This window comes from Acinetobacter sp. YH12218 (assembly GCF_013417925.1).
GTDB classification, from domain to species: domain Bacteria; phylum Pseudomonadota; class Gammaproteobacteria; order Pseudomonadales; family Moraxellaceae; genus Acinetobacter; species Acinetobacter amyesii.
The window spans coordinates 1-25131 of the sequence record NZ_VPDB01000038.1; the positions used below are offsets into that span (position 1 = coordinate 1).

At 41.5% G+C, this 25131-nt stretch carries 12 protein-coding genes and 1 pseudogene; 12 read left to right on the forward strand and 1 reads right to left on the reverse strand.

The window, feature by feature from the left end; translation table 11 throughout:
- Positions 1–124: 124 nt before the first annotated feature.
- Positions 125–1558: pseudogene (locus FTV03_RS11345) on the forward strand (HNH endonuclease); the annotation flags it as partial.
- Between the two features lie 120 nt (positions 1559–1678).
- Here the strand turns inward: FTV03_RS11345 and FTV03_RS11350 are convergent.
- On the reverse strand, positions 1679–2206 hold the full coding sequence (locus FTV03_RS11350) for a hypothetical protein (protein WP_171406929.1): 528 nt from the start codon (positions 2204–2206) through the stop codon (positions 1679–1681).
- A gap of 134 nt (positions 2207–2340) precedes the next feature.
- On the opposite strand from FTV03_RS11350, the gene FTV03_RS11355 reads away from it, so the two are divergent.
- The 11 genes from FTV03_RS11355 to pglZ all read left to right on the forward strand — a co-directional run bounded on the left by FTV03_RS11355 (position 2341) and on the right by pglZ (position 25115).
- Positions 2341–2925: a class I SAM-dependent methyltransferase gene (locus tag FTV03_RS11355; RefSeq protein WP_180035929.1), complete on the forward strand. Its 585-nt coding sequence runs from the start codon at positions 2341–2343 to the stop codon at positions 2923–2925.
- A gap of 211 nt (positions 2926–3136) precedes the next feature.
- Positions 3137–6712: a hypothetical protein gene (locus FTV03_RS11360; protein ID WP_180041453.1), complete on the forward strand. Its 3576-nt coding sequence runs from the start codon at positions 3137–3139 to the stop codon at positions 6710–6712.
- 5 nt (positions 6713–6717) lie between these two features.
- The gene (locus tag FTV03_RS11365; protein ID WP_180041454.1) at positions 6718–10701 is read left to right on the forward strand and encodes a hypothetical protein; all 3984 of its coding nucleotides are present in this window, start codon (positions 6718–6720) and stop codon (positions 10699–10701) included.
- A gap of 35 nt (positions 10702–10736) precedes the next feature.
- Positions 10737–11750 carry an HNH endonuclease gene (locus FTV03_RS11370; protein ID WP_121523418.1) on the forward strand — a complete coding sequence of 338 codons (1014 nt, stop codon included), beginning with the start codon at positions 10737–10739 and terminating at the stop codon, positions 11748–11750.
- A gap of 120 nt (positions 11751–11870) precedes the next feature.
- On the forward strand, positions 11871–12737 hold the full coding sequence (locus tag FTV03_RS11375) for a WYL domain-containing protein (protein ID WP_180041455.1): 867 nt from the start codon (positions 11871–11873) through the stop codon (positions 12735–12737).
- A gap of 10 nt (positions 12738–12747) precedes the next feature.
- Positions 12748–13359, forward strand: coding sequence for a DUF1819 family protein (locus tag FTV03_RS11380; RefSeq protein ID WP_174660658.1), 612 nt, complete (start codon positions 12748–12750; stop codon positions 13357–13359).
- 16 nt (positions 13360–13375) lie between these two features.
- Positions 13376–13951 (forward strand): DUF1788 domain-containing protein, encoded by a 576-nt coding sequence (locus FTV03_RS11385; protein ID WP_180041456.1) that lies wholly within the window; start codon positions 13376–13378, stop codon positions 13949–13951.
- 41 nt (positions 13952–13992) lie between these two features.
- On the forward strand, positions 13993–17658 hold the full coding sequence (gene brxC, locus FTV03_RS11390; protein ID WP_180041457.1) for a BREX system P-loop protein BrxC: 3666 nt from the start codon (positions 13993–13995) through the stop codon (positions 17656–17658).
- Positions 17659–17704: 46 nt separating this feature from the next.
- A complete protein-coding gene (gene pglX / locus FTV03_RS11395) occupies positions 17705–21241 on the forward strand; it encodes a BREX-1 system adenine-specific DNA-methyltransferase PglX (protein ID WP_180041458.1) in 3537 nt (1178 codons plus the stop codon).
- Positions 21238–22494, forward strand: coding sequence for a hypothetical protein (locus tag FTV03_RS11400; protein WP_180041459.1), 1257 nt, complete (start codon positions 21238–21240; stop codon positions 22492–22494). Before pglX ends, FTV03_RS11400 begins: the two co-directional genes overlap by 4 nt.
- Positions 22491–25115 carry a BREX-1 system phosphatase PglZ type A gene (pglZ, locus tag FTV03_RS11405; protein ID WP_180041460.1) on the forward strand — a complete coding sequence of 875 codons (2625 nt, stop codon included), beginning with the start codon at positions 22491–22493 and terminating at the stop codon, positions 25113–25115. Before FTV03_RS11400 ends, pglZ begins: the two co-directional genes overlap by 4 nt.
- Positions 25116–25131: the final 16 nt, after the last annotated feature.

Sequence of the window (25131 nt, forward strand, 5' to 3'; positions counted from 1 at the left end):
GTTAAAATGCTGTGCTGCTTTTCGCACAGACATTTCATCTCGAATCATAATTTCTATGACTTTGTCTTTAAAATCTTTTGAATATCCCATATCTCTATTGTTCTATAGTTTTTAGGATTTGGCTATAAACTGTTTGAATGATCGTAATGTCAATTTATGCGTTCGCTATTGGAAAGATGCTGCTGGTAATATTTATATCATCGATGGTGGGCACAGGATTTCAATTATCTATGCTTGGATCAAAAGATACTTTATTGATGAGCAAGTAGCAGGAGCCCCAAAATTCACGGCACCACAAAAACGAGATATTCGTCAGATTCGTAATCGATTAGGTGGATTAGCTGATTTTCAAGAGTTATGTAACGATTCTGAGTTTCAGCAAAAATTAAAATCAACCAAAATTAATTTTATTGAAGTCATTGGGACACCTGAGGAAGCTCGAAAAGCCTTTTGTTCAATCAATTCGGATACGAAGCGATTAGATCCAGATGAAGAATATCATTTACAGAATAGGGGGAGTGATGCTTTTTATGTGATTTATGCGTGTTGTTATATAAACGATAATAAATCCAACTTGGCTGAACTGAATTACGATCGGATAAATGAAGTGATTACTTTGGGTGAGCAAATTCATGATCATCTTTTTAAGATAATACTTTTAGAGCCGGATTTAACACACGGTAAAAAAATCGGCTTGGTCAATGAACTCCTGAATATCATGTTTGGTGATACTAGTCAGAATACTGTGAGTATAGACCAAGGTCAGCGTGTAGAAAATTTAATGCTAAAACTTAGAGTTGTGCTGTGTCGTATCGCTACACCAGCAATTAGTATTCGGATTCCAAGTCTGGGCTTACACCCAAAACTATATTTTTATAAAGATAATCGTTTTCAAGTGACATCCTTTTTGGCCTGGTTCTCTATCGTCTGTGAAATTCAAGAAGACTGTTTTGAAATACAGAATAAAAAGATAGATTTTATTGGATTTACTCGAGCACGCCGTGGTGTTGAAAGTTTAATTGAAAAAATTCCTGTGGCGATCAAAGAAACTGTCGGTAAGTTTGGTAGCGGGATCAGATCACATGAGCGATTGAAAAACGTCTATCAAGCATTTATCTGTATTGGACTCAATATGGATTTAGATTTCGAAGATGAAGTTTGTTTGAACACCGTCATTCTTTCGATGAGTCAATCATTTGATTATATTAATTTTAATGATTTTTACCTTGAACGTTTTGGTGGTGATTATGATGAGACCATTGTGGATGATGTTGTGAGCTTTGTGAAATCAGTAAGACTAACAAAGAAGAAAAAACCTCTAAATTTTTCACTCGCGACCAAAAGAAATCTTTATCAACGTGAGGAAAGGAAAACATGGAGCTATTGCGAAGTATGTGATAGCGCTCTATACCTTGAATCGACTGAAGTAGATCATCGAGAATCGAAAGCAGAAGGTGGTTACGGTGTTTTAGAAAATGGAGCAATTATTCACCCGATATGTAATCGTTTTAAGTCAGATCGTGCTTTGGAAGAAGTAAGAGCAGATTTATTTGACTAAAAAGATAAGGGAGCAAATGCTCCCTTATTTTTTTGTTTTTTAGTAGACTGGGGTCAGTGTTTAGCCTAAGTGCAAAATCAATAAGTATTTGGACACCCATTCTTCTTTAAGTTGGACACTTTAATAAACGTATTCATTAATTTTGCAGTGTTCCTCAGTTGGTAATGTGAATACCATGCCACTCACCAACGAGCTAATACGATTACTTTCAGCCTTACGTTGCTTGGTATTCACCGACAGGGCATAAATGATCATTGTGTCCCGATACATTTTTTCAGGCTCAACTTTATAGTCAATTTCCGCAGCACAAACCATTTTTCTACTAACTTCGTGTGACGCTCTACGATAGACCTCACGATCATCACTAGCCAAAGTCAGCTTTCTTCGTAATTCTTGTGCATACTGCATATATACGCTAACAAATTCAGGGTTATTCCCATATTTGAGCTTTATGTATCCCTCAATATCATCACGCACACCATTACTATTTGCATCAATCCCACCAATGGTTTTTGTTTTATCTTCATTTTTTAGGAATTTTGATGTTCTCACTTCTTTTAGTGAATTCTGAATACTTGGATTAAGAAGCGAGGAACAGGCCATCAAAAGTATACTTAAGCAACTCACTGCAATAACCGCTTTTTTCATAGGAATCATTTTACTTTTTTCTTTTAAATTTCGTTTTAGATGCAAAGAGTGTCCAATTAAAAGAAGAATCTGTATCCAGTACGATATACTATTAAGTGTCCAATTGGGCAAGAATATGCACCTAAGCAACCAATATGAAAACAATAGACTATTACAACCAATACGCAGATCAATTTTTACAAGCCACGTTGTATGTGGATATGGAAAGCCTATACCAACCATTTTTAGCTGAGTTGCCAGATTCAGCACGCATCCTGGATTTAGGCTGTGGCTCAGGGCGTGACACTTTGGCTTTTAAAAATAAAGGCTATCAAGTTGATGCTATCGACTATTCTGAAGTATTGGTCGAACGAGCGAGCCAACTGACCGGTATCGCTGTTCAGCAGCAAAGTTTTTATGAGCTTGATATGCACGATGTTTATGATGGGGTATGGGCATGTGCCTCTTTACTACATTGTGCTCGTAATAGACTCCCTGATGTTTTAAAACGTATTCATGCTGCATTACGCCGTGGGGGTGTTTGTTATATGTCATTTAAATACGGCACAATAGACCGAGTAAAAGATGGTAGAGCATTTACCGATTTAGATGAAGAACAAGCTAAAGAATTACTAGATCAGTTGGATAGGGTTACTGTATTAAAACAATGGATTACTGTAGATAAGCGTCCTGATCGTAATGAGGAATGGCTCAATCTGCTTTGGAAAAAACATGCTTAATTTTATTCCCACTGCACAAGAACAACTCAAATTTCTAAAGAATATTCAGCTGATTTTACAGTCAGTGTAGAGTGAAGAAAAAAATTTAATATAAGGCTTATATTTACATTCTTAATTGAAAAAAATATGATCAAAGTTCAGACAGAGGATTTTGATATTTAATAAATATAAAAATACCTCTTAGTGCCAACTTTGTCATGGATAAAACTTAATGCAATTAAATAACAATGGTTCTAGTACTGAACTAAGTACACTCGCACCTAAAATAATTCTTTCCCCTTTATTAAAAGCCATGGTGGGGACTCTTAAAAACCATCAATCAGATCATTTCTTCAATTATTATGGGCCTTCTCATAATCTGCATTTTGATGCGACCGCTTTTGTGTCTGCAGTATTTAAGCAGATCGGGACTAAAAACGATTCAAAGCCAATTTATAACATCATCAAAGATATTCAATTATTACCTGAAGATTCAAAACTCAGAATAAGCACTTTATTTGATAAGGAATCTGAAGCTAAAACTGCCCAGACCTATCGTGATTTAGACCAAGTGATGTCTGAAATTGTTCAGCAAGTACTTCAAAATGCTCCGACAGGTATGGCACTGAATTCTCTCAACCAATTCTTAGGCGATCTCAAAAATTCTGATCCAGTGATTGCCAAAAATTCTCAATATCCTATGCAAGTCAAAGGGCAATCTAAAGTAGCTTCTTTGCAATATACAAGCGACTTAAAAGCAAAAGATGGCGAATTGCGACTGTTTACTGTAACGGAAGAACTCAGCAAACCTAAATGGGTGAAAGAAGTTCGTGATGCTATTAAAGCCATCGTGAAACAGTCCTACTCAGCTGGCGAAAAGATGCCATTAGAGGTTGCTGAACGTATGGAGGAAATTCTTGATGCTGAATGTTCAGTTGAAAATAACGACATCCAAAATTTACTTCATTTTGTAGAAACTAAAGCACTACCACGAGCACGTATCCGAAATTGCTTTAAAATAATGGAGATCATTGCGGATCACATTGAGCAGAATGAACGAAATGAATTTAAACGTGAAGCTGCTGTTTCTTATATCCGTAAAGCAGTCGCTTTTTTTGAGATTTTCGGTGATCGAATTGCACCTTGGAATGATGAAACGACTGAAGCCATTAAAGACTATGGCATTGATTTTGGTGCTATCTACGGCGCTGTAGGTAAAGTTGATTTTAATGCATTACTAGCTTATGTAAATGCAACAGACGCATTACCAATTTGGGTAAAACCAAAAATTGAAATAAATGATAGTCGTCATGAGGATAAGGAAGGGCTCTCTCTAAAACGTGAAGTCACTTATGCCTTTCGGGTGAATGGTGAGTTTGTTAAAGAGGAAAAGGTAAGTTCCTTTAACTCTAAGTTCCGGATCAATTATAAGACAGGCAAAGGATATCGTTCGGACACGGATACCATGCTGACTGCATATGAAGCTCGTCTGCATACTATCAATAAAGCATTGCTGCTGAAGGATATTGTGGATGATAAAGGTCAGCCGATTTCTGAAGAACGATTAAGCAAAGAGTGCTCAGATCGCGTTGCTCAAGTAGAGATGTTCCAGCTCATTATGATGTACTTCGTCCTATCTGGGGCAGACATGAAGATTTCAGATTTTGAAGGGGCATTCAATAAACTGGTTGATGCATTCAAGAATCCTCAAAAAATCCGACTCAACCTTACTCGTATCTTAGACGAAAAGCTCAATACCGAAAAAATGCATGAGCGAATGGAGGCGATCACGTCTACGATCACTACGGCGCTAAAAGCGAATCTGGATTCCATCATTAGTGAGATGGAAAAGGATAGTAGTCTTAAAACTGTACTCTACATCCTTCCAAGTATTGTGAATCTAGATGTATTCAAGAGTTCAATTGGTGAAGATGCGGAACAGTTCTTTAGTATATTTAAGGGTAAAGAATCGAACTTTTACAGCTACATCTCGATGGTGGATGCTAGCCGTAAAAAGTCGGCGAAAATGAGCCAAGACGAAATCATTCGAAAGAATGATTATGCTCGTAAAGCCCTAAGCGAGATTGAGTTTAATTCCACACTGAAAATTCGAACGTTGGTACCGATTGAGAATCCTAATACCGACCTAGATCAATTTGATGTCGCTCGTAATCTGAATATTCCTTGTTTACCAGTATTGATGGTGCCGACCAACAAGAAGATAGGCGACAATGGGCTGCCACATTTTTATCATCCTGATAGTTTGAGTTACGACAACCTGTTATCTAAGTACAAGGTCATGATTCATTATTCATCTAAGCTATTTCGATTGAGTGACTTAAAAGGCGGCCATGCTCAATTATGTTTGGATGAAAAAGAAAATGCTTTGATCATCAGTATGTCATGTTTTTCGATTGCGATTCATCTATTCCTTAAACATCTGATTAAAGAAGTAAAAAATCAACTGGGTATTGAAGAGCGCTTATATGTACCTGTAATGCGAATTGACTCAGTTGATGAACATGAGAATGAAGAAAAAGCCCAATTTCAAAGGAAATCAAAAAAGATCCAAAAAGGTGGGTTTAATCCTGAGTGTAAACGAGCGTATGCCACCGCTTATACCCTTGAGAAGTTGCTGAACAATGATGATGCTATTGTGAAGGTACAGGGCCTGAAGTATCAACCAGATCCTATGCCTTATGGTAATCAAAATGGTGAGCGAGTTTGTGCCCCGGTGAATCTCGCTATGGATAAAACAGTGACTTACCGTATTCAGGCTGCAATTGAAGCACTGTCAGGATATTCAAAAATCATCATCCCATTTGAGGGCACTAAGGACAAAATTGCCTGTATTAGCTATAACTCTCGACCTGAGAATGATGTGGAATTTAAGTATCAGCATCAGAAGGATTTGCTACTGCTTAAACCAGATTATGGCTACATCTGCTACGTCTATACACTTGAGCGTATCAACGATAAACAGGGTCGCTTATCACTACAGAAGGTCAGTCATGCCCCAGTTGCTGAAGACAATCTGAGAACAAGTAAGGCGATGCACCGTATCATCGAAAAACTGCAGTCAGATGGTTTTGAAGATGTTGTATTGCTTTCACACCATTTTGCACAGCGTAAGATCGGTAAGACTGAAACCAGCAACTTGATTCATGAAAGTGAAAGTGCTTTGGATCAACTTGATCAGTTGTTCCCGAATATGAATTTCTATCCATTCCAGTCTGATACGATCCCAGCACTGAGCTTAAAAACCAGTGATAACAGTCGTGCCTATGAGGTACCGCACCATCAGTACCATACGGCGATCATCAATCAAAAAGAATATAAACAATCCTTGTCCGTATATAGCTTTGCGACTAAACGTACTGTGGGTGTTCGTACTCAGAATGGTATTTGTTCGTATTTCTATATGCTAACCAGTCAGGAGCATTCGATTCATAACGATAAGCGAATCAGATTGCACAGTAATATTATTGATGTGAATGATTCCAATGAAATGAAATCAATTCGCTCTGTATTGCGTGGTCTGCATTACTTTGAGTCTGAACGTCCTACAGCTGGCAAAAACTTCACTCCGGTACTTGAGCCTTCCCATATTCGTGGCACCACTGGCATTCAAGAGCTTGGTGAAGTCATCGTGTCGAGTCGTCTAAATAAAGGCGAAGTCGTCATGAGTCTGCCAGCCTTAATCGGCAAGCTCGAAGAATACGTTATTCTGAAGAATGAAGACTTGATTGAGCTAATCGAGCCGTCTCCAGAGGGAGCTGAAGAAATTTTAGCGACTGATGTGGAGTAAGCGCCGTGGTGAACAATGAAGCCAAAGTTTGGGGCGAGGTTTATGAGATCGCTGTTAAACGTGGTTCGATTATGGCTTTGCTTGATGCAAAGCTATTATCAGCCAGCCATCCTGTAGTAGCAGAATGGAATAGTAAACAGATTGCTGATGTCTTTCAGGAAATGAAGGAAGCGCTATATAGCGATGTCATTAATGCCGCTATCCATGAAAATATCGAAAGCTATTTTCAGCAACTGATTAAAACTGGATTCGGGCATGGTTATACCAATACTCGGGAGTTCCTAAGAAAGATCAAGCCAAATGGTATTGCAAGGGCTAAAACGGCGAATGCAAGACCAAATTGGAGCTTATCTGGCATCTGGTGTCCACTGACGATGCCAAATGATATAACCCAGACTTGGATTGATGACTATACGACTGAAGCAGAAATAGAAGCGATTGCGACCTTTAAAGAGAAAGCAGTTGAATCATGGAATCAGCAATTTGGAGTTTCTAATGCCAAATTGTTTGGTAAGGGCATGTTTGGCCGCGCTGATTTCTTGGCGGTAATCAAAGTCAAATCCAACTATCATGTGCTGGTTCAGGAATATTCATTATTTTACGTTTTAGGTGAACCAGAACAATTCAACGCCAAGGATTCTTGTACCTATTTGCAAGAGTACAAGCGTTACATCAAACATTCTGAATCCCAAAGTGTTTTCTCATACGTGAATGCAGAAGCTCAAGAGATCCCATTTAAGTTCTCAAAAAAACTACGTGAATACTTGAGAGCCTATGTCCGTAAGGAAAAAGTCCTATTTAAGATGGCGCAAGGCTGTTCGTATGCAACCACTTTTGTTGATTCTTTTAAATGGAAGTTTGAACAAGATGACATGCCAAATATTCGTCTGAGTGTGATGGCGATCACCAGCCGGGGAAGTGAATACATTTCTGCTGAATTTTCGGATAAAGATAAATCCCCAGAGCTGGAAATTATGTATCAGCTGGGCAAGGAGTATCAGGATAACGTTCTGAGTCTGGACGATATGGATGAACGTACGAAACTGCAAGTTGAGATTCTGAATTATCTGGTGAATGAACCTGTCAAAAACATCTCGGAAATCGTGTCCAAAAATATTAGCGATATTTCCTACGGTCAGGATCTTACTTTCACTATTACCGAAAGGCTTAAGGATTTTGTGAATCCTAACCAGCCACTGGCTTTAGAGTGGGTTTTTGACTTGATAGATCGGCAAGTCGATGACGAAGACCATAACCAAAAACTTAAAGAGATGGTGCTGGCTGAGTTTAAAACAATTCGTAAGGGAAAAATTGAGAATAAAACTTCATTCACCTTACGTGATTTGCATAAATCCGCCGTAGTACTGGCACTGAAGGAAAGTAAACAAGGCCAAGTGAATTTCATCTGTTTGACTGGTACGCCGGGGATTGGGAAAACATCGAGCGTTAAGACTTTGCTGGCAGATTTGGAAGGCTTTTTTTTCTTTTATACCAGTCCACGAGTGTTGATTAACGATGATGTGGTCAGTGATTTATCTAAAATATCAGCTACGATTACCAGTAACAGTGATGTGGTGACACAGGCACAGCAAATCTATTCGAAGATTCACAATACGGATTGTAAGGTGAATGCGCGTGGTGCCGCTATTGTGGGTGGTGTTGAAGATATGAAGATAGATCATGGCTCAAGTGTTCTATTGTTCAAACAAGATGAATACCGAAAGCTCAAAGACCTGGAACAGAATGCAAATGCCAATAGACGCTATGCCAATACTTCAGAATCTAAAATTACGGCAACCAATAAGAAGTTTGCCAGAGTGTTTGATTCATTAGGGGAAGCGACCCAGCAATTACTTGTATTCCATCCAGAGCTCAATAAACTGACGATGACTGTAGCAAGTCAGGCATTCATGCCATATAACACCACACCAGCTGGACCACGAAACCCAAGGGAAAACCAAAATAAAACTGTGGCAGCTTCCAGTTTGGATGGGCTGGAAAAAATGTTCCAATACAAAATCGATAAGAAGCCGACAGAGGCCAAAATCGAACGGAGAGAGTTTGCCAAAAAGTTCCCTAACATTGTGGTGATGTTTGATGAAATTACAGGGGATTCAGGTACACGTACTTTTATCAATGAGATGCTGAAATTCCTTTCCAAAAACTTCATTGAACCGTTTCAAGGTAATTCTCCATTTACGGTGACTGTGATTCTTGCAGATGCATCCCTTAGTAATGTGAATGCAATCCAAAATTACATGAAGAAACAGGACCAGTTACCAGCAAAAATGTTCATCTCTCCATCTTTGGGTAATTTCCCATTCAAGATGCAGACTGCAGATCTGGATGATGGTAACTCTGTTCGTTCTAGTATCCATATCATGGCGAATTGTTACCCGGCAAGTGATCTTAAAATCCAATATATGCTCAAGCAATACGCCGTAGTCCCTGAAACAGATGATTTTGGATTGGATAAGAACCTGACTCATCTATTTCGCCAGAAAGCTGGGGAAAGGACTCAACAGACTGCTATCGAGCTTATTCAAAAGAATCTTGAAGATGGTAAAAAGCAAGTTATCTACTTTGCTCAGGATAAAAATGCATTGGCCGCACTCAGAGATGCATTAGTCGATGAAGGAGTGGTTGGACGCTCTAAGATTGGCATTTTTGATAGCCAGTTAATGGGATACCACCGTACAGAGTTGCTGGATCGCAAAGAGACATTGCAAGTCGTACTGATTACTTCGACTGCGGCTAGGGGGATTTCATTCCCGAACTGTGATTCAATCATTGCTGCCATGCCTCGTTTCGCAATTGAAGCCTCTTTAATGGAAATCGCCCAGCTTGTTTACCGGGGACGTGGTGGATATTTGGATAAAGAGAAAAATGAGTGGGTCAACGGCGATGAACGTGATCGTTTGCTGACGATTCTGGTAGAAGATTTCTACTTGGTATCTAATGATGAAACTCAGACAGAGCTTGAATATAAAGTTAAGAGCTCATTGGATATGCTCTCAATTTTCATGCTTATTCGTGGGACTTTATACACTCGTATCACTGGGGATGCTGGCTTCAAAAAAACTCAGATCGCCATGATCCCAATTGGTGAGGTGAAAGATAAGACCAGTGATAAACCGGGGCTGGCTTCTTTGATCAGGGATTTCATCAAGGACGTGAATAGTGTTCTTTATAAGATTACTGCAACCGAAGGTGAGTTGGTTGGAAGGCTTAAGGCTGTGGTAGAGAAGGCTCAAACAGTTTACTCAGCAAATAAGCTCACTTCTACCTATAGTACTAAGACCAACAAATACCGAAGTTTTTACACACCTGCATTAACGCCTGAGTTAAAAGAACTTCAGTTCTACGAGAAATGGTGCCGGGAACATCATTCGCTTAAGTCCAGATTACTCACCATTAGCGATCAGGAAGATGCTTTGACGATTCCTGAAAATATCTATATCTGTGGGCCTATGATCATGGAAGATCGCTCAAACTTCGGTAACAAGGAGTCGTTTGATATTGCCAATGACAATCTCTCACAAAATTCTTTAAGGAAGTTCCTAAATGAGTTAATCGCCCTGCAGAGGGGATACCCTCAGTTGAATGCTTATAAGAACATTCAAAAGCATATCAGGGAGATCACGAATATGATTTCTTCTGTTCTTGAATCAGAAACGGATAGCTATACAAAGGAAGTTGAGCAACAGGGAATGATGCGTAAGCTCTGGGTGACGTACCCGGTAGCGGCAAACGAGCTGGTTAAACTTCAAGACAAGAACTTTGATAAAGACTGGTTTGATGCATTGAGCTTTGAGCTGAGAGTGAGGAATGCAGAGTTTCCGGTAATGCCAGAATATCGGGATCATCCATTTCGTGGTACTCAGCAATTATCAGGGCATCCAGTGTTTGAAAGGTTGTTCGAGCAGACAAATTTCATGCTTTGTCGTGAATTAAACTTGGTGAATACTTTGACTATGTTTAATGAATGATTCAAATTATATTATCTATTTAGTAGAGGATTAATGTGCATATACCTGCTGCACAAGAACAACTTAAATTCTTAAAAAATATTCAGCTGATTTTACAGTCGGGTAGTTTTAGTAGCACCTATAAATTTGCGTTGCTGATTAGCCTAAGCCGATTAGCTATTGAAAAAGGTAAAGATTCAGGTGAGAGTCTATCACTCGAATATACGGATATTGCTGAGAAGTTTATCGAGCTATATTGGAAGCAAGCAGTGCCATATACCTTTAATGATGAAGGCCAACTGATCTTAAATCAAAATAATGGTAAGCAAGCAGCGATTGTAAATCGAATCATTGGGCTTCGTCAGAGTTACTCATCCCTTGGACTGTTAAGACGAGATTCATTAGTGTGGTTGAAGCTAGTTAAAGATGTCGCTCGCACTGTAAAAGACATGCCAGTCCGTTATCTGCAAAACATCAATGGACAAAACTTTGAGTTTCTATACCGGCTTGAGCAATCAGGGAAGCAATTAATTTTATTACCGCAAGTCATGTATTGCTTACGACAATTTAGTGAAATTATTGAAGAACTCTGTCAGAAGCGCTGGATTGATTATATTCGTAGAAATAGTAGTAATGCCGAGATTTTGAATAAGTTACCAAACCTTGAGCAATTTATGTTTGAGCCGAGCCGAAATCAGCTTAATGCAGTTGCTACAGTATTGGTAGAGATGCAGGAGTGCAGATGCTTTTACTGTAATAAGGAAATGAAAAAGAATAATTACGCCGTAGACCATTTTATTCCTTGGTCAATGTATCCATCAGATACCGGGCATAACTTTGTGTTAGCCGATTCCCGCTGTAATTCTAAGAAAAGCAATCTATTGGCCTCACATGAATTTCTTTATAAATGGCAAGAGCGTAATGAAGAACAGGATTTGATTATTGTGGATCGGATATCAGTGCTCGGTTTTTTAACAGATAAAGAGCGGTCACATAAAGTGGCGGAGTGGGCATATGCTCAAGGGAAAGAAAATAATTATTTAATGTGGATGGGGGAAAATAGCAAATAAATCATGGCTCCCCTGAGATTAGACTAAAAATCCAATTGCTTTAAAAATACCGTAAAAAATGTTTACTGTACATTTGCTATGGGGTAATCTTAAAACTACTATTTATTGACTGATTGGTATATGACGACAGATAAGCATGAAGTCCTTCTCAGAATGAGAGCCATTGAACTCCTTGCATACTGGGAAGGTCGTTTGGTTACCAATCGTTTGATGAGCTGGTTTGGATTGAGTCGACAGCAGGCTTCTGCGGATATCAAGCGCTATAATACGCTGTATAACCCCGATGCCTTGATTCATGATCCCTCAGTCAAGGGTTATGTGCCTAAGGCCAGCTTCCAGCCTGTACTGACTACAGCGCATATCAATGAATATCTCAATATGCTCTCGGGCTTGGTCAGTGAATCGCATGCCTTGATTGCGATGCCAGAACCGAATCTTGCAGCAGTTCAATTACCTGATCGCAGTGTACGTCCTGAAGTGATTCGGGAAGTTTTGCGTGCCTGCCGCAACCAAAGTACTTTAAAAATGATTTATGCCTCCATGCAGAATCCGCAGTGGCATGAACGCATGATTTCCCCACATACCCTGGTGTATACCGGTTTTCGCTGGCATGTCCGTGCCTATTGCCATCAGAGCAAGCAGTTTAAGGACTTTTTGCTCTCCAGAATTGATCGCACACCTGTTGTGGTGGCGATTGAGTCAGTAGACCCTGCTCAGGATCAGCAATGGCATGAAGAAATTGTACTGACGCTGATCCCTAATCCAAAATTGAATGAAGCTCAAAAAGCGCTGGTCGAAAAAGACTTCGGCATGCCTGATGGCAGATTACAGATTCCGGTGAAAAAAGCCCTGGCTCACTATACTTTGCAGCGATATCAGGCCGCGATCACGCTGGCTGAGGCGGATGATGCCTTGAAATATCCCTTGGTACTACAACGCTCAGATATCGAAAAGCTGTCGTCTTACCTGTTTGATCAAGCTTCATAGGAGATTGGCTATGTTAGAACAATTTCATTATGACAGTGACCTAATTGGTGGCTCACTGATGGTACGTGAAAGCCGGCTGATCGCGGATCTGTTATTACGAGAGGCGACTCCAGAACAATGGTATCAGGCAATTCAGATTGACAATATTCTGCAAAAAAGAACGCCTGCTTCAGCTCAACGCAATGCCACCGCTATTCGTAAGCGTCTGGAGCGCTTAGAGCCTGATTTCTGGAAAGCTTTGCGTGATGGGGATGATGAGCTGGCGACCCAGGTGGCTTTTTGTGGCGCACTGGAACGCAACCTGTTGCTGCTTGAGTTTATGGAAACGGTGATGAGAGAGGCTTATATCTCCCAGGCTCAATACCTGGATAGTTATATCTGGTTAGACTTTCTGGATGAGCGTTCACAACGAGATCCGGATATCTGTGAATGGAAAGAGTCCAGCAAGAAAAAAATGGGGCAGGTGGTGTTTCGCATGCTGGCAGAAGCCGGTTACTTAAAAAGTACCCGTAAGCTGGAGTTGCAGCGTGTGATCGTCAGAGCAGAGCTGCGTAGCCTGTTGGAAGAACATTATAAACAACGCATTAAAAGATCTATGGAAGTGTCGCTATGGACGCGGTAGTTGTAGAGGGGCAGCAATGAGTCAAGCAATACATGAGCGTCTGAATCAGATTCCAGAGCGAATTCTTTCCACCGAGTTTCTCAACGGGCAAGGACTGGGTAATGAAATTGGCTTCTGGATATTTGATTATGCACCTGAAGATGAGCTGAAAGTCCGCGAATATCTGCATTTTCTAGACGGGATGCTGGAGAAAAAACACAGTCAGCTGAAGGTGGTGAATATCAACCTGCTGCAAGCCGTGGTGGATTATCTGGCTGAGCGTAACTTCATCGATAAAGCCATTCAAATGCAAAAAGCCAAAGGCGATGAGGCGCTGCTCAAAGCGCTGAAAGGCCCACTGCATATGGATAAGTTCGCGCCCTATCTGGTGAGTAAATATGCCACCAATGCACAAGATATTGTGTTGATGACTGGGGTAGGGTCGGTTTGGCCACTGTTACGTGCCCATCACTTATTGAACAGTTTGCATTCGTTACTGGGGCATAAGCCAGTGGTGCTGTTTTACCCAGGTTATTACGACGGTCAAGCGATGAGTTTATTTGGAAAAATTCCAAGCAATAATTACTACAGAGCATTCAGATTAGTGCCTTAAACACGGCAAATAGAAATAAGAATTCGGGGGAATTGATTGAGATGAACATTAAAGAACTTTTTTACAAGCCATTAGATCGTGCGATTAACGGGGTCGTAAAAGCAGACCAGAATGACAATACCACGGTTTATCAGGAACTCGATGAGTATGTGGTCACCAATGAACTGGAAAAACATTTTCGGGACTTTTTCCAGTCTTATGGCACAGACCTGAGCGATCCTTCGATTGCCAACCGAGTCGGTGTATGGATTTCAGGCTTCTTTGGTTCAGGTAAATCACATTTCCTGAAAACCTTGTCGTATATTCTGGCCAATAAAGTGGTACGCGATGCGGAAGGTAACGAACGTAGCGCCGCAGAATTCTTTGATGAAACTAAAATCCGCGATGCATTTATCCGTGCCGATATTGGCAAGGCGGTCAGCCATCATGCCGATGTCATCCTGTTTAACATCGACAGTAAAGCCAGCTCCAATGATGATGGCAATCCAATCCTGAATGTGTTTTTACGTGTGTTTAACGAGTATCAGGGTTTTAGCGCGGATCATCCACATATTGCCCATATGGAACGTCACCTGAGCCAGAAAGGTGTCTACGAACGCTTTAAACAGGCGTTTGAGGAATCCAGCGGCATGTCTTGGCTAGAAGAACGTGACGGATATCAGTTCTATCAGGATGATGTCGAAACTGCGATTTCTCAGGCACTCAACCTATCAGCAGAAGCTGCACACAAGTGGTTTGAGGATTCTGAGCAGACCTTTAGTGTTTCGGTCGAAAACTTCTGTCAGTGGGTGAAAGAATACCTGGACAGTAAAGGACCCCAGCAACGCATGTTGTTCCTGGTGGATGAAGTAGGTCAGTTTATTGGTAGCGATACCCGCTTGATGCTGACCTTACAGACGATTACTGAAAACCTCGGCACGATTTGTAAAGGCCGGGCTTGGATTATCGTCACCTCACAGGCAGACATCGATGCTGTTTTAGGTGAGATGTCCTCTTCCAAAGCCAATGACTTCTCCAAGATTGCCGGACGTTTTAAAACCCGTTTATCGTTGTCCAGTTCGAATACCGATGAAGTCATCCAGAAACGTTTATTACGCAAAACCCCAGAAGCAGAAGCATTGCTCAGATCGGTGTTTGAGCAAAAGGGCGATATCTTAAAAAATCAGATTACCTTTGACCGTTCAGGTCCAACCCTCAAGAACTATGAGGGGCCAGAAAGTTTTATTCATAACTATCCTTTTGCGCCGTACCATTTCCAGCTGGTGCAAAAAGTTTTTGAAGAAATCCGTAAGGTCGGTGCGACCGGTGCACACCTGGCCTATGGTGAACGGTCCATGCTGGATGCGTTCCAGATGGCCGCGAATGCGATTGCCACAGATGAAGTCGGGGCACTGGTTCCTTTCCACCGCTTCTATACTTCAGTTGAAGGCTTCCTGGATACAGCGGTTAAACGTACCATCGACCAGGCAGGGCAGAACAAGACCCTGGATGGTTTTGATGTGCAGATGCTGCGTACCCTGTTCATGATCCGCTATGTCGATATCATCAAAGGCACATTGGATAACCTGGTGACTTTGTCGATTGAGAAAATTGATGAAGATAAGCTGGCATTGCGCAAGCGGATTGAAGAGAGCCTGCAGCGTCTGGAAAAAGAGAGCCTGATTACCCGCAATGGTGATGAGTTCCTGTTCCTGACCAATGAAGAACGTGATATTACCCGAAAAATCAAAGCCACTGACTTAGCAGCTTCAGAAGAAAATAAAGAGTTAGCCAATCTGATCTTTAAAGATTTACTGCGCGATCAGAACAAATACCGCCATCAAGCCAACAAGATGGACTATCAGATTGGTCGTTTCCTAGATAGCCATAGCCTGGATGGCAAGTATGAGAGCGATTTAAAAGTTGAAATCATTTCTCCGCTGGATACGGAATACAACCTCTACAGTGAAGCTTACTGTATTGGTAAAAGTACTCAGGCCGAAGGACAAGTGCTGTTTAAACTGGCAGACGATAAACAGTTCTTTAATGAACTGCGCACCTGGCTGAAAACCAATAAATTTATTCGGTTAAATGATGATGGCACTCAGTCCGATATCAGCCGTATTCTGGCAGACCGTGGCCGTGAGAACCAGGAGCGTAAAAAACGCCTGCGTGCCCGGGTCGAAGAAATGTTGCTGGACGCGGAAAGTTATGCCTTGGGTCAACATCTACAACTTTCATCTTCTAGCCCTTCCACCAAGCTGGATGAGGCTTGTCGTTATTTGCTGGAAAATACCTATACCAAACTGAGCTATCTGCAGGTCTATCAGCAGGATGCCTGGCGTGAACTGAACGCCGTTTTGACTGTCGATGATATGGCGCAGCTCGGATTGTCTCTAGATGGCGGTCAGACGAACCCGAAAGCACTACAAGAAGTGGAACAGTACATCTCGCTGCGTGCAACCGGTACAGAACGTATTCTGGTATCGGATGTGGTGGATCGATTTGCCAAACGTCCTTATGGCTGGCCAGATGCCGAGATTTTATTGCTGGTAGGGCAGTTGGCGGCAATGGGTCGGATTTCACTACAGCTAGGTGCAACATTGCAGTTAAAGGATGCCTTTGAGCCTTTACAGAACAGCCGCCGTCGTCGTGATGTTACAATCATGAAAAAACGCCAGACTGACGATCAGGTATTAAAACAGGCGCGTCAGCTTACTCAGGATCTATTCTCGGTAATGGGACCCTCGACCGAAAAAGAGCTGTTTGAATTCTATACCCAGAATTTTAAGACATGGTTAGGCAACTTTAAGTCGTATAAGAGCAAAACCGATGTTGGCCAGTTCCCAGGCAAAAAGGTCATTGAAAAGTCAATTCTGAGTTTGGAACGCTTGTTGGCCAATAGTGACAGCTTTGATTTCTTTAAAGCAGTGGTTGAGAACAGGGACGACTATCTGGATCTGGAAGAAGACTACCGTGACATTCATGAATTCTTTAGCAACCAGATGCCAAGCTGGCAGCAACTGCAGCAAGCCTTGCGTCATTTTGAGAAAAACAAACAGGCACTGGGCAGTGATGAGGTGGCAAAAAAAGCCCTCTCCGAATTACATCGTATTGCCACCACTGAATCGCCCTATGGCCTGTTAAATAAAGTCGCTGATTTGGTTCGCACAGTGGAAAGCGTCAATGAGCAATTGCTGACTAAGAAGCGCAATCAGGCGATAGAACACATTGATGACAAAATCAAGCAGCTGGAAGCCGAGATTAAAAACAGTGGCATCGCTAGCGCTGAGCTGAGTAACAAGCTATTACGCCCACTACAATTGCTGAAAACGGATATTGAAGTGGAAACTAGCCTATCCACCATCTATATGCTGCAAACCCAAACCGCCCTGGAGCGTTTTGATGAAGCCTTGTATGAGTTGGAAAGCGAAGTTCAGCGTCAGGCCAAAGCGGCACAACTGGCTCAGAGCAAAGCCGAGAGTGTAACCAACACTGCAACCACCTCCAGCCCAGCTACATCAGCACCTGCTGTGAGTTCGGTGCAGCCTGCGACCGCCGTAGTGCCACCGAAACCTGTGGTGGAAGTCGATGTCGCCAGCATTTACAGCAAAAGTTCAAGTAGTGTCTATCTGGAAACAGAAGAATCAGTGGATCAGTTTGTAGACGCACTCAAAGCTGAACTGAAAAAAATCGTGAGTGATAAAAAGCGTGTGCGTATCCGCTAACTCGGGTTAGGGATATCGGCATCAGTCATTAATTAAAGGTTTAAAGATGAATACCAGTAATATTAAAAAATACGCACCGCAAGCACGTAACGATTTTATCGCAGCCATGCGCAAGCAGGCCGCCAAATATGGCATCACCGCAGACCGCATTTTACCGGCAGAACAGAAAGGCGACTTGCTGTTGATTGGCGATCAGGTTTTTCCGCTATCAGTCATGAAACCACGTGACAAGCTGATCAAACGCATTCAAACCAGCAGTTTTGAGCAGACGATTGATTATATCGCTTACAGTTGGTTTAACCGTCTCTGTGCGATTCGCTACATGGAATGCAAAGGCTTACTGGATCATGGTCGCCGTGTACTCAGTAGTGCCGATGGTAGTGCAGGCTTGCCGCAGATTTTGGAAGAATGTCTGGATATTGACCTACCAGGTTTAGATGCCAGTCGTGTGGCTGAACTCAAGCTGGATGGCAACAAAGACGAAGAGCTGTATCGGGAACTGTTACTGGCCCAATGTCATGCATTAAACCAAGTGATGCCACTCCTGTTCGAACAGGTGTCTGATGAGTCAGAACTGTTACTTCCTGACAATTTAACCAAAACCGATTCCTTGATCCGTGATTTGGTGAGCAGCATTTCGGAAGAAGACTGGTCGGATGTGCAGATTATTGGTTGGCTGTATCAGTTCTATATTTCTGAAAAGAAAGATCAGGTGATTGGTAAAGTCGTCAAAAGTGAAGACATTCCTGCCGCGACACAATTATTCACCCCAAACTGGATTGTAAAATATTTGGTACAGAACAGTGTCGGCCGCTTATGGATGATGGCACAGCCTGATAGTACGCTGGCCAGTGAGTGGGAATATTATATTCAGCCGGCTGAGCAAAGCGATGAAGTGAATGCTCAGCTTAAACAGCTGATAGATGTACGCATTAGCGAAGATGGCGATACTTTAAACCCTGAAAGCATTACGGTACTGGATCCGGCCTGTGGTTCGGGGCATATTCTGGTAGAAGCCTATGATTGCTTAAAAGCAATTTACTTAGAGCGTGGCTACCGTAGCCGTGATATTCCACGTTTGATTCTGGAAAATAACCTGTACGGGATTGATATTGATACCCGTGCAGCACAGCTCGCCAGTTTTGCGTTGTTAATGAAAGCCCGTGAGGATGACCGTCGTTTATTTAGTAATCCACCGAAGCTGAATATTATTGCACTGCAAGATAGTCAGCCTGAGCGTTTAGATGCATTCAGTCAGGATTTGGCAAGTACAGGCCTAGAAAAGGCAGATTTAAAAGAACTACTGGACTTGTTTGAACATGCTTCGACCTTTGGTTCTTTGATTCAAATTCCAGCAGCATTTGCTAAAAAATTGCCTAATTTAGAAACCAAGCTGAATACAGCATTAGCGTCAGGGGATATTTTTGCACAACATTCAGCACAAGAGTTATTGCCTTTAGTACAGCAAGCTAAATTACTCGCTAAACAATATGATGCCGTGATTGCGAATCCGCCGTATATGGGCAACAAGTATTTAAATCCAAGTCTTAAAACCTATTTAAAAAAGAACTATGAAGGTTTTGAAAAAGATCTTTTCTCAGCGTTTATGATCCGAGATTTGCAGCTGACTAAAGAAAGTGGTCAACTGGGCTTTATGTCCCCATTTGTTTGGATGTTTATTTCTTCATATGAGAACTTGCGTACACATTTTATTGATCATGCAACAATCACAAGTTTGATTCAGTTAGAGTACTCTGGTTTTGATGGTGCAACGGTACCCATTTGTACATTCACATTGGCTAAGTCACATGTAAGTAATTTTATGGGGTCATATATACGTCTTTCTGATTTTAGAGGCTCTGAAAATCAGGCACCTAAAACATTAGAAGCCATTAAAAATCCAAGTTGTGGTTGGTTTTTTAATGCTAAACCAGATTATTTTAAGAAAATTCCAGGTAGTCCAATTGCTTATTGGGCAAGTAAAAAAATAAGAGAGAGTTTTAGCATTGGAGAATCATTAGGCGAGCTTGCAACACCTAAAAAAGGACTTGCAACGACAGATAATAATAGATTTTTACGATTTTGGTTTGAAATTAATTTTTTAAACTTTGGTGTCAACTATAAAGATGCACAAAATGCAAAAAAATCAAATAAAAAATGGTTTCCTTTGAATAAAGGAGGAGAATTTAGAAAATGGTATGGTAATAAAGAATATGTGATTAATTGGTTCAATAATGGTGACGAAGTAAAACAAGCAGTAATCAAAGCCTATAATGGTGGTAGTTATACTAAAGAGATTCGAAGTGAAGATAAATATTTTAAGAATTCAATTACATGGAGTGCTTTAACATCTAGTATTTCAAGTTTTAGGTATAGTAATTATGGGGCATTGTTTGATTCTGCAGGTTCAAGCATGTTTCCACAAAAGAAAACTTATGAAATTTTAGGTTTATTAAATTCACCTATAGTTTCTTCTTTATTGACTTTGATTAATCCAACATTAAATTTTGGTGCGGGCACTTTATCAAGTATTCCTATTATTTTCCCAAAAGAGGAGAATATTGAAAGTAAAATTATAAGATTAATAACGATTTCTAAATTGAATTGCGATTCCTATGAAATGTCATGGGATTTTACTCAAAACCCGATTATAAGCACTAATCAATCAACTTTAGAACAAGCTTTTAATATATGGCAACAGCAAAATGCTGACGCCGTGGCTGAAATGAAACGTCTGGAACAACAAAACAACAAGCTATTTATTGACGCTTACGGTTTGCAGGATGAACTGACGCCAGACGTACCGGACGAGCAAATCACTTTAACCCGTGCCGACCGTGAAAAAGACAGCCAGCGTTTAGTCTCTTATGCACTTGGTTGCATGATGGGACGTTATAGCTTGGACGAACCAGGCTTGATCTATGCCCATGCAGGCAATCAAGACTTTGATGCGAGTCGTTATCAAACATTCCCAGCCGATGCTGACGGCATTATTCCACTCACCGAAATGCACTGGTTCGAAGATGATGCCACCCATCGTATCCAAGAGTTCTTAACTGCCGTTTGGGGTAAAGACACACTAGATGCCAATATGCTGTGGCTGGCAGAAAGCTTGGATAAAAAAGCCAGTGAAACCGCTGAAGACACCATTCGCCGTTACTTAGCCAGCAAGTTCTATAAAGACCATATGCAGACTTATAAAAAGCGCCCGATCTACTGGTTATTCAGCAGTGGTAAACAAGGTGCTTTCCAGGCATTGGTGTACTTGCACCGCTATAACGAAAGTACTTTGGCACGTATGCGTACCGAATACGTCATGCCACTGATTTCAAAAATGGCGGCTATGGTTAATTCTTTGCAAAGTGAAATCGAAAACAGTGATTCAGCTGCTGAAATTAAACGTATCGAGAAAAAACTGCAAGATTTGCATAAGCAACAGGCTGAACTGAGTACCTTTGAAGAAAAACTGCGTCACTATGCCGATCAGCGTATTTCACTGGATCTAGATGATGGGGTGAAAGTGAACTATGGCAAGTTTGGGAACTTGTTGGCTGAAGTGAAAGCTGTGACGGGGGAGAAATGATGAGAGAAGCATTTTTTCAGCATATTAATTCCGAAGTTTTGTGTGAGATTATTGCTCAAACCAAGACGTCTCTCTGTTATGCGGCGCCAGGCATTCAGGAGATTACGGCTATAGAAATTGTCGCATTGTCCAAAAACATAGGTCCTGAACTCATCTCGGTTTTTTTAGATATTGATGAAAATGTCCTACGTATGGGATATGGCACTTTAGACGCGATAAAATTGTTGCAAGATAATGGGATTACGATTCAGCATATATCAGGCTTAAGAAATGGTTTGATTGTGAGTGATGATGTTGGTTTTAGCTATACGCCGACGGCTCTTTTTTTAGAAAAAGAACAAACGGAAGCACCAATTTTGAATGCCATGCGTTTAATGCCTGATCAGATTAAAGAGGCGATGGCACGTCTATCACCTGCTTCAAAAGCGATTGCTTTAGCACAAGCACAGACAGAGCAGGAAATTAAACATATCCAAGAACTGGTTACAGAAATACAGCCCGAAAAATTAAATATTCAACAGTTAAAAGAGATTCAGGAAAATCTGAGATCTGCACCACCAATAAAGTTTGATATTGCCCGTCAGGTACGGGTTTTTCAGCCACATTTTCAGTATGTAGAGTTGAGTTTAACAGGTGCTGCTATTCAGCGGCATAAATTGAATATTCCAAAATCAATTCAACGTATTGGTATGAATAAGGAATTAGAGGGTAGATTAAAAACAACCTTTGATTTAATTGATAAAAATAGCAAAATATCTTCTAAAGATTTAGATGACGAACTTCGTCACATTAGAGAAAAACTTACCCGGTCTTTGGGTAAAAAGCATGGACGAATTATTCGTGTTGCCACATTGCCAACGTTAAAAGAGAGATTAGCTGATCTACAGAAGAAAATTGAAGCTCATCAAAAAGATATAAAAAAAAGTTTAGATGAAACACTGAAAAATTCTCAAAAAATGATTGTTAATTATTATTTGCCTCTGGTTTTAGAAAATCCACCAGATGAATTATTTGGAATTTTTGGTGTTCCAACAGAACAAGATATTAACAATTGGCTTAAGTCAGAGATAGAAAGCACTTTTCCTACTGCAGAATCTTTAATTAAAAAGATTCAGTTAGAAGTAAATTATAAAGATGTGACTTTTGATACTTTAAACGGAGAAGATTTTCTGAAAAGTATAAAAGAGGCATATCCTACAGTTGACTGGGATAAGACTTATGAAGAATTCCGTGCAGCAGGAGAAAGTAAATGAATTTAAGCCAAATAACACAAGGCTTAGAACAGGCTTTCTACACTGAAAAACATCGAATCGTCTTTTGGTACGATGCAGAACAGTCATTTACTCAAGAAATCAAAGCCCTAGAGCTAAATGATGTCCATATTTTGAATATGGCAGAAGAGTCGAGTCTGGAGATCAAGCTCAAACTGGAACTTGAGGATCAGCAGGGCAAATACTTGCTGTATTTCCCTAGTCCTGAGCCTGAGACCGAAAAAGACTGGTTACTGGACATCAAGCTATATTCTCGCAGCTTCTATGCCGATCGTTTCTCGATTATTTTCAATGAGCTGGGTTTACAGCAGCAGAGTCTAAGAGAACATCTGGCCAAACGTGAAGAATTCCTTAAAGCCAAAGCCCGTCTGAGTACATTGAAACGCTATATCCAGCCTGATGCAGATGAACAGAATCTGGATATGGCCATGATTGCAGCTGTGGTCAAGGCTGACAGTGCCGAACTCATGCATATCGTTCTGGCACTGGCAGATGAAATGGTACAGCAGAACCTGGTTCTGGAAGTCAATCCAGACTCCTTTGCTGAACTGGAAAAGTTCCAACTGGTGCCAGCTTTAGTCACAGCATTACAGGCGGAAATTGGTTATCCAGCATCGGTTGAAGAATTGAATGGGGAAGCACCATTCAAGCTCGGTACGTTCTTTATCCGTTTGATGAGCACAGGTTTCTGTGAAAGTCTGGGCGATATACCGCTATGGGCTCAAGAACTGGTGATGTCATCCGTCAGCTCCCGTGCAACAGCCAGAGCCTTTTTGTCGCGCTGGAGAGACAGCTCCAAATACTACCCAACCTTCGACACACTCTCCCAGACCGTGGCAAATGCACTGCGGATCCAAGAAAAGGTCGGGGCCTTTGATCTGGAGCAGCTGCTCGATGTCATGACTTTTGAAGTGATTGAACAAAAGATCATTGTCGATCTGGCCAGCCAGATCCCTGCAGCAACCAAAGCTGAACTGGAACATTTCAGAACGATTATTTCTACCCGTCTGGATGGTTATTGGGCGTCCAAACATAAGGACGATGCAACCCGACGTAAATACCGTACCGTCTATACAGCGTTGCAGTCAGCGATTGAGCTGTTTAGCCTGCGACAGCAGTTTGATGCCGGTTTCTATTTCGACTCGAGTGAAGCCTTGTATAAAGCCTACGAGCAAGAGTTGTATCGCTTTGATATGGCCTATCGCCACTACAGTGCTGCTTCTCAACGCGCTCATGTCGATATCCTGAAAAAACTCGATGAAGAAGTCGAAAATTGCTATTCCTACTGGTTTATTGACCACTTGGCACGAAACTGGGGAGAGCGGATTGAAGCTGAGCAACGCTTGAATGTCTGGAAAATGGCAGATATCCCAAACCAGCAGAACTTCTACGATACCCACGTCAGACCCTTACTCAATTCTGCAACGAAACGCCGTATTGTGGTAATTATCAGTGATGCTTTCCGCTATGAAGCTGCGGTAGAGTTGCGTGATCGTATCAATGAAAAGCGTTATTCTGAAGCAACCTTGTCTTCACAGCTGGGTGTTGTACCAAGTTACACCACACTTGGCATGGCCTCGTTGTTGCCGCATCAGACTTTGGAGTACAAAGAGGCCGCAGGGGATGATGTTTTAGTAGATGGGCAGTCCAGCAAAGGGACTGCAGCACGATCCAAAATTCTGGCTGCCTATAATGGATTGGCGGTTACCGCTGAAACGGTAAAAGGTTGGTCGCGTGATGAAGGCCGTGAAGCGCTGAAAGATCATGAGCTGATTTACGTTTATCACAACGTGATTGATGCACGCGGTGACAGTGCCTCGACAGAATCAGAAACCTTTATGGCGGTAGAACATGCTATTGAAGAGCTGACCGAACTCAGCCGCAAAATCTTAATGCACTTCAATATTTCTACCCTGTTGATTACAGCCGACCATGGCTTCCTGTTCCAGCAAAGTAAACTGGAATCTGCGGATCGTTCAAGCTTGACTGAAAAACCTGCCAATACATTGAAAAGCAAAAAACGCTATGTGATTGGGCATGGTTTACCAGAGAGCAAGGAAGCATGGAAAGGTTCAACCCAAGCCACGGCAGGCACATTATCTGCGACTGATTTCTGGATTCCAAAAGGGGCGAACCGTTTCCATTTTGTAGGAGGTTCACGTTTCGTGCATGGTGGCATCATGCCTCAGGAAATCGTGGTGCCTGTACTAACGGTAAAACAGCTGCGTGGTGAAAAGGCCGGACAGCGGACCAAGCGTAAAGTTGAGGTCATTTCTACCAAATCCACGCTGAAAATGGTCAATAACATCCAGAAGTTTGATTTGATGCAAACTGAAGCTGTCAGTGAGCTGGTCATGCCAGTGACCCTGTCGATTGCCATTTATGATGGGGATATCAAAGTATCTAGTGAAGAAACCTTGACCTTTGATAGCAGTACCGACTCTGTTGCCGATCGGGTTAAACAGGTCAGGCTGTCATTGTCCGGTACTGATTTTGACCGTAAGAAAGATTACTTCCTGGTACTGAAGGACAAAGACCTGAATATCGAAATGCAGCGCTATAAGGTCACCATTGATCTGGCATTTACCGATGACTTCTTCTGATAACGAATTAACGATA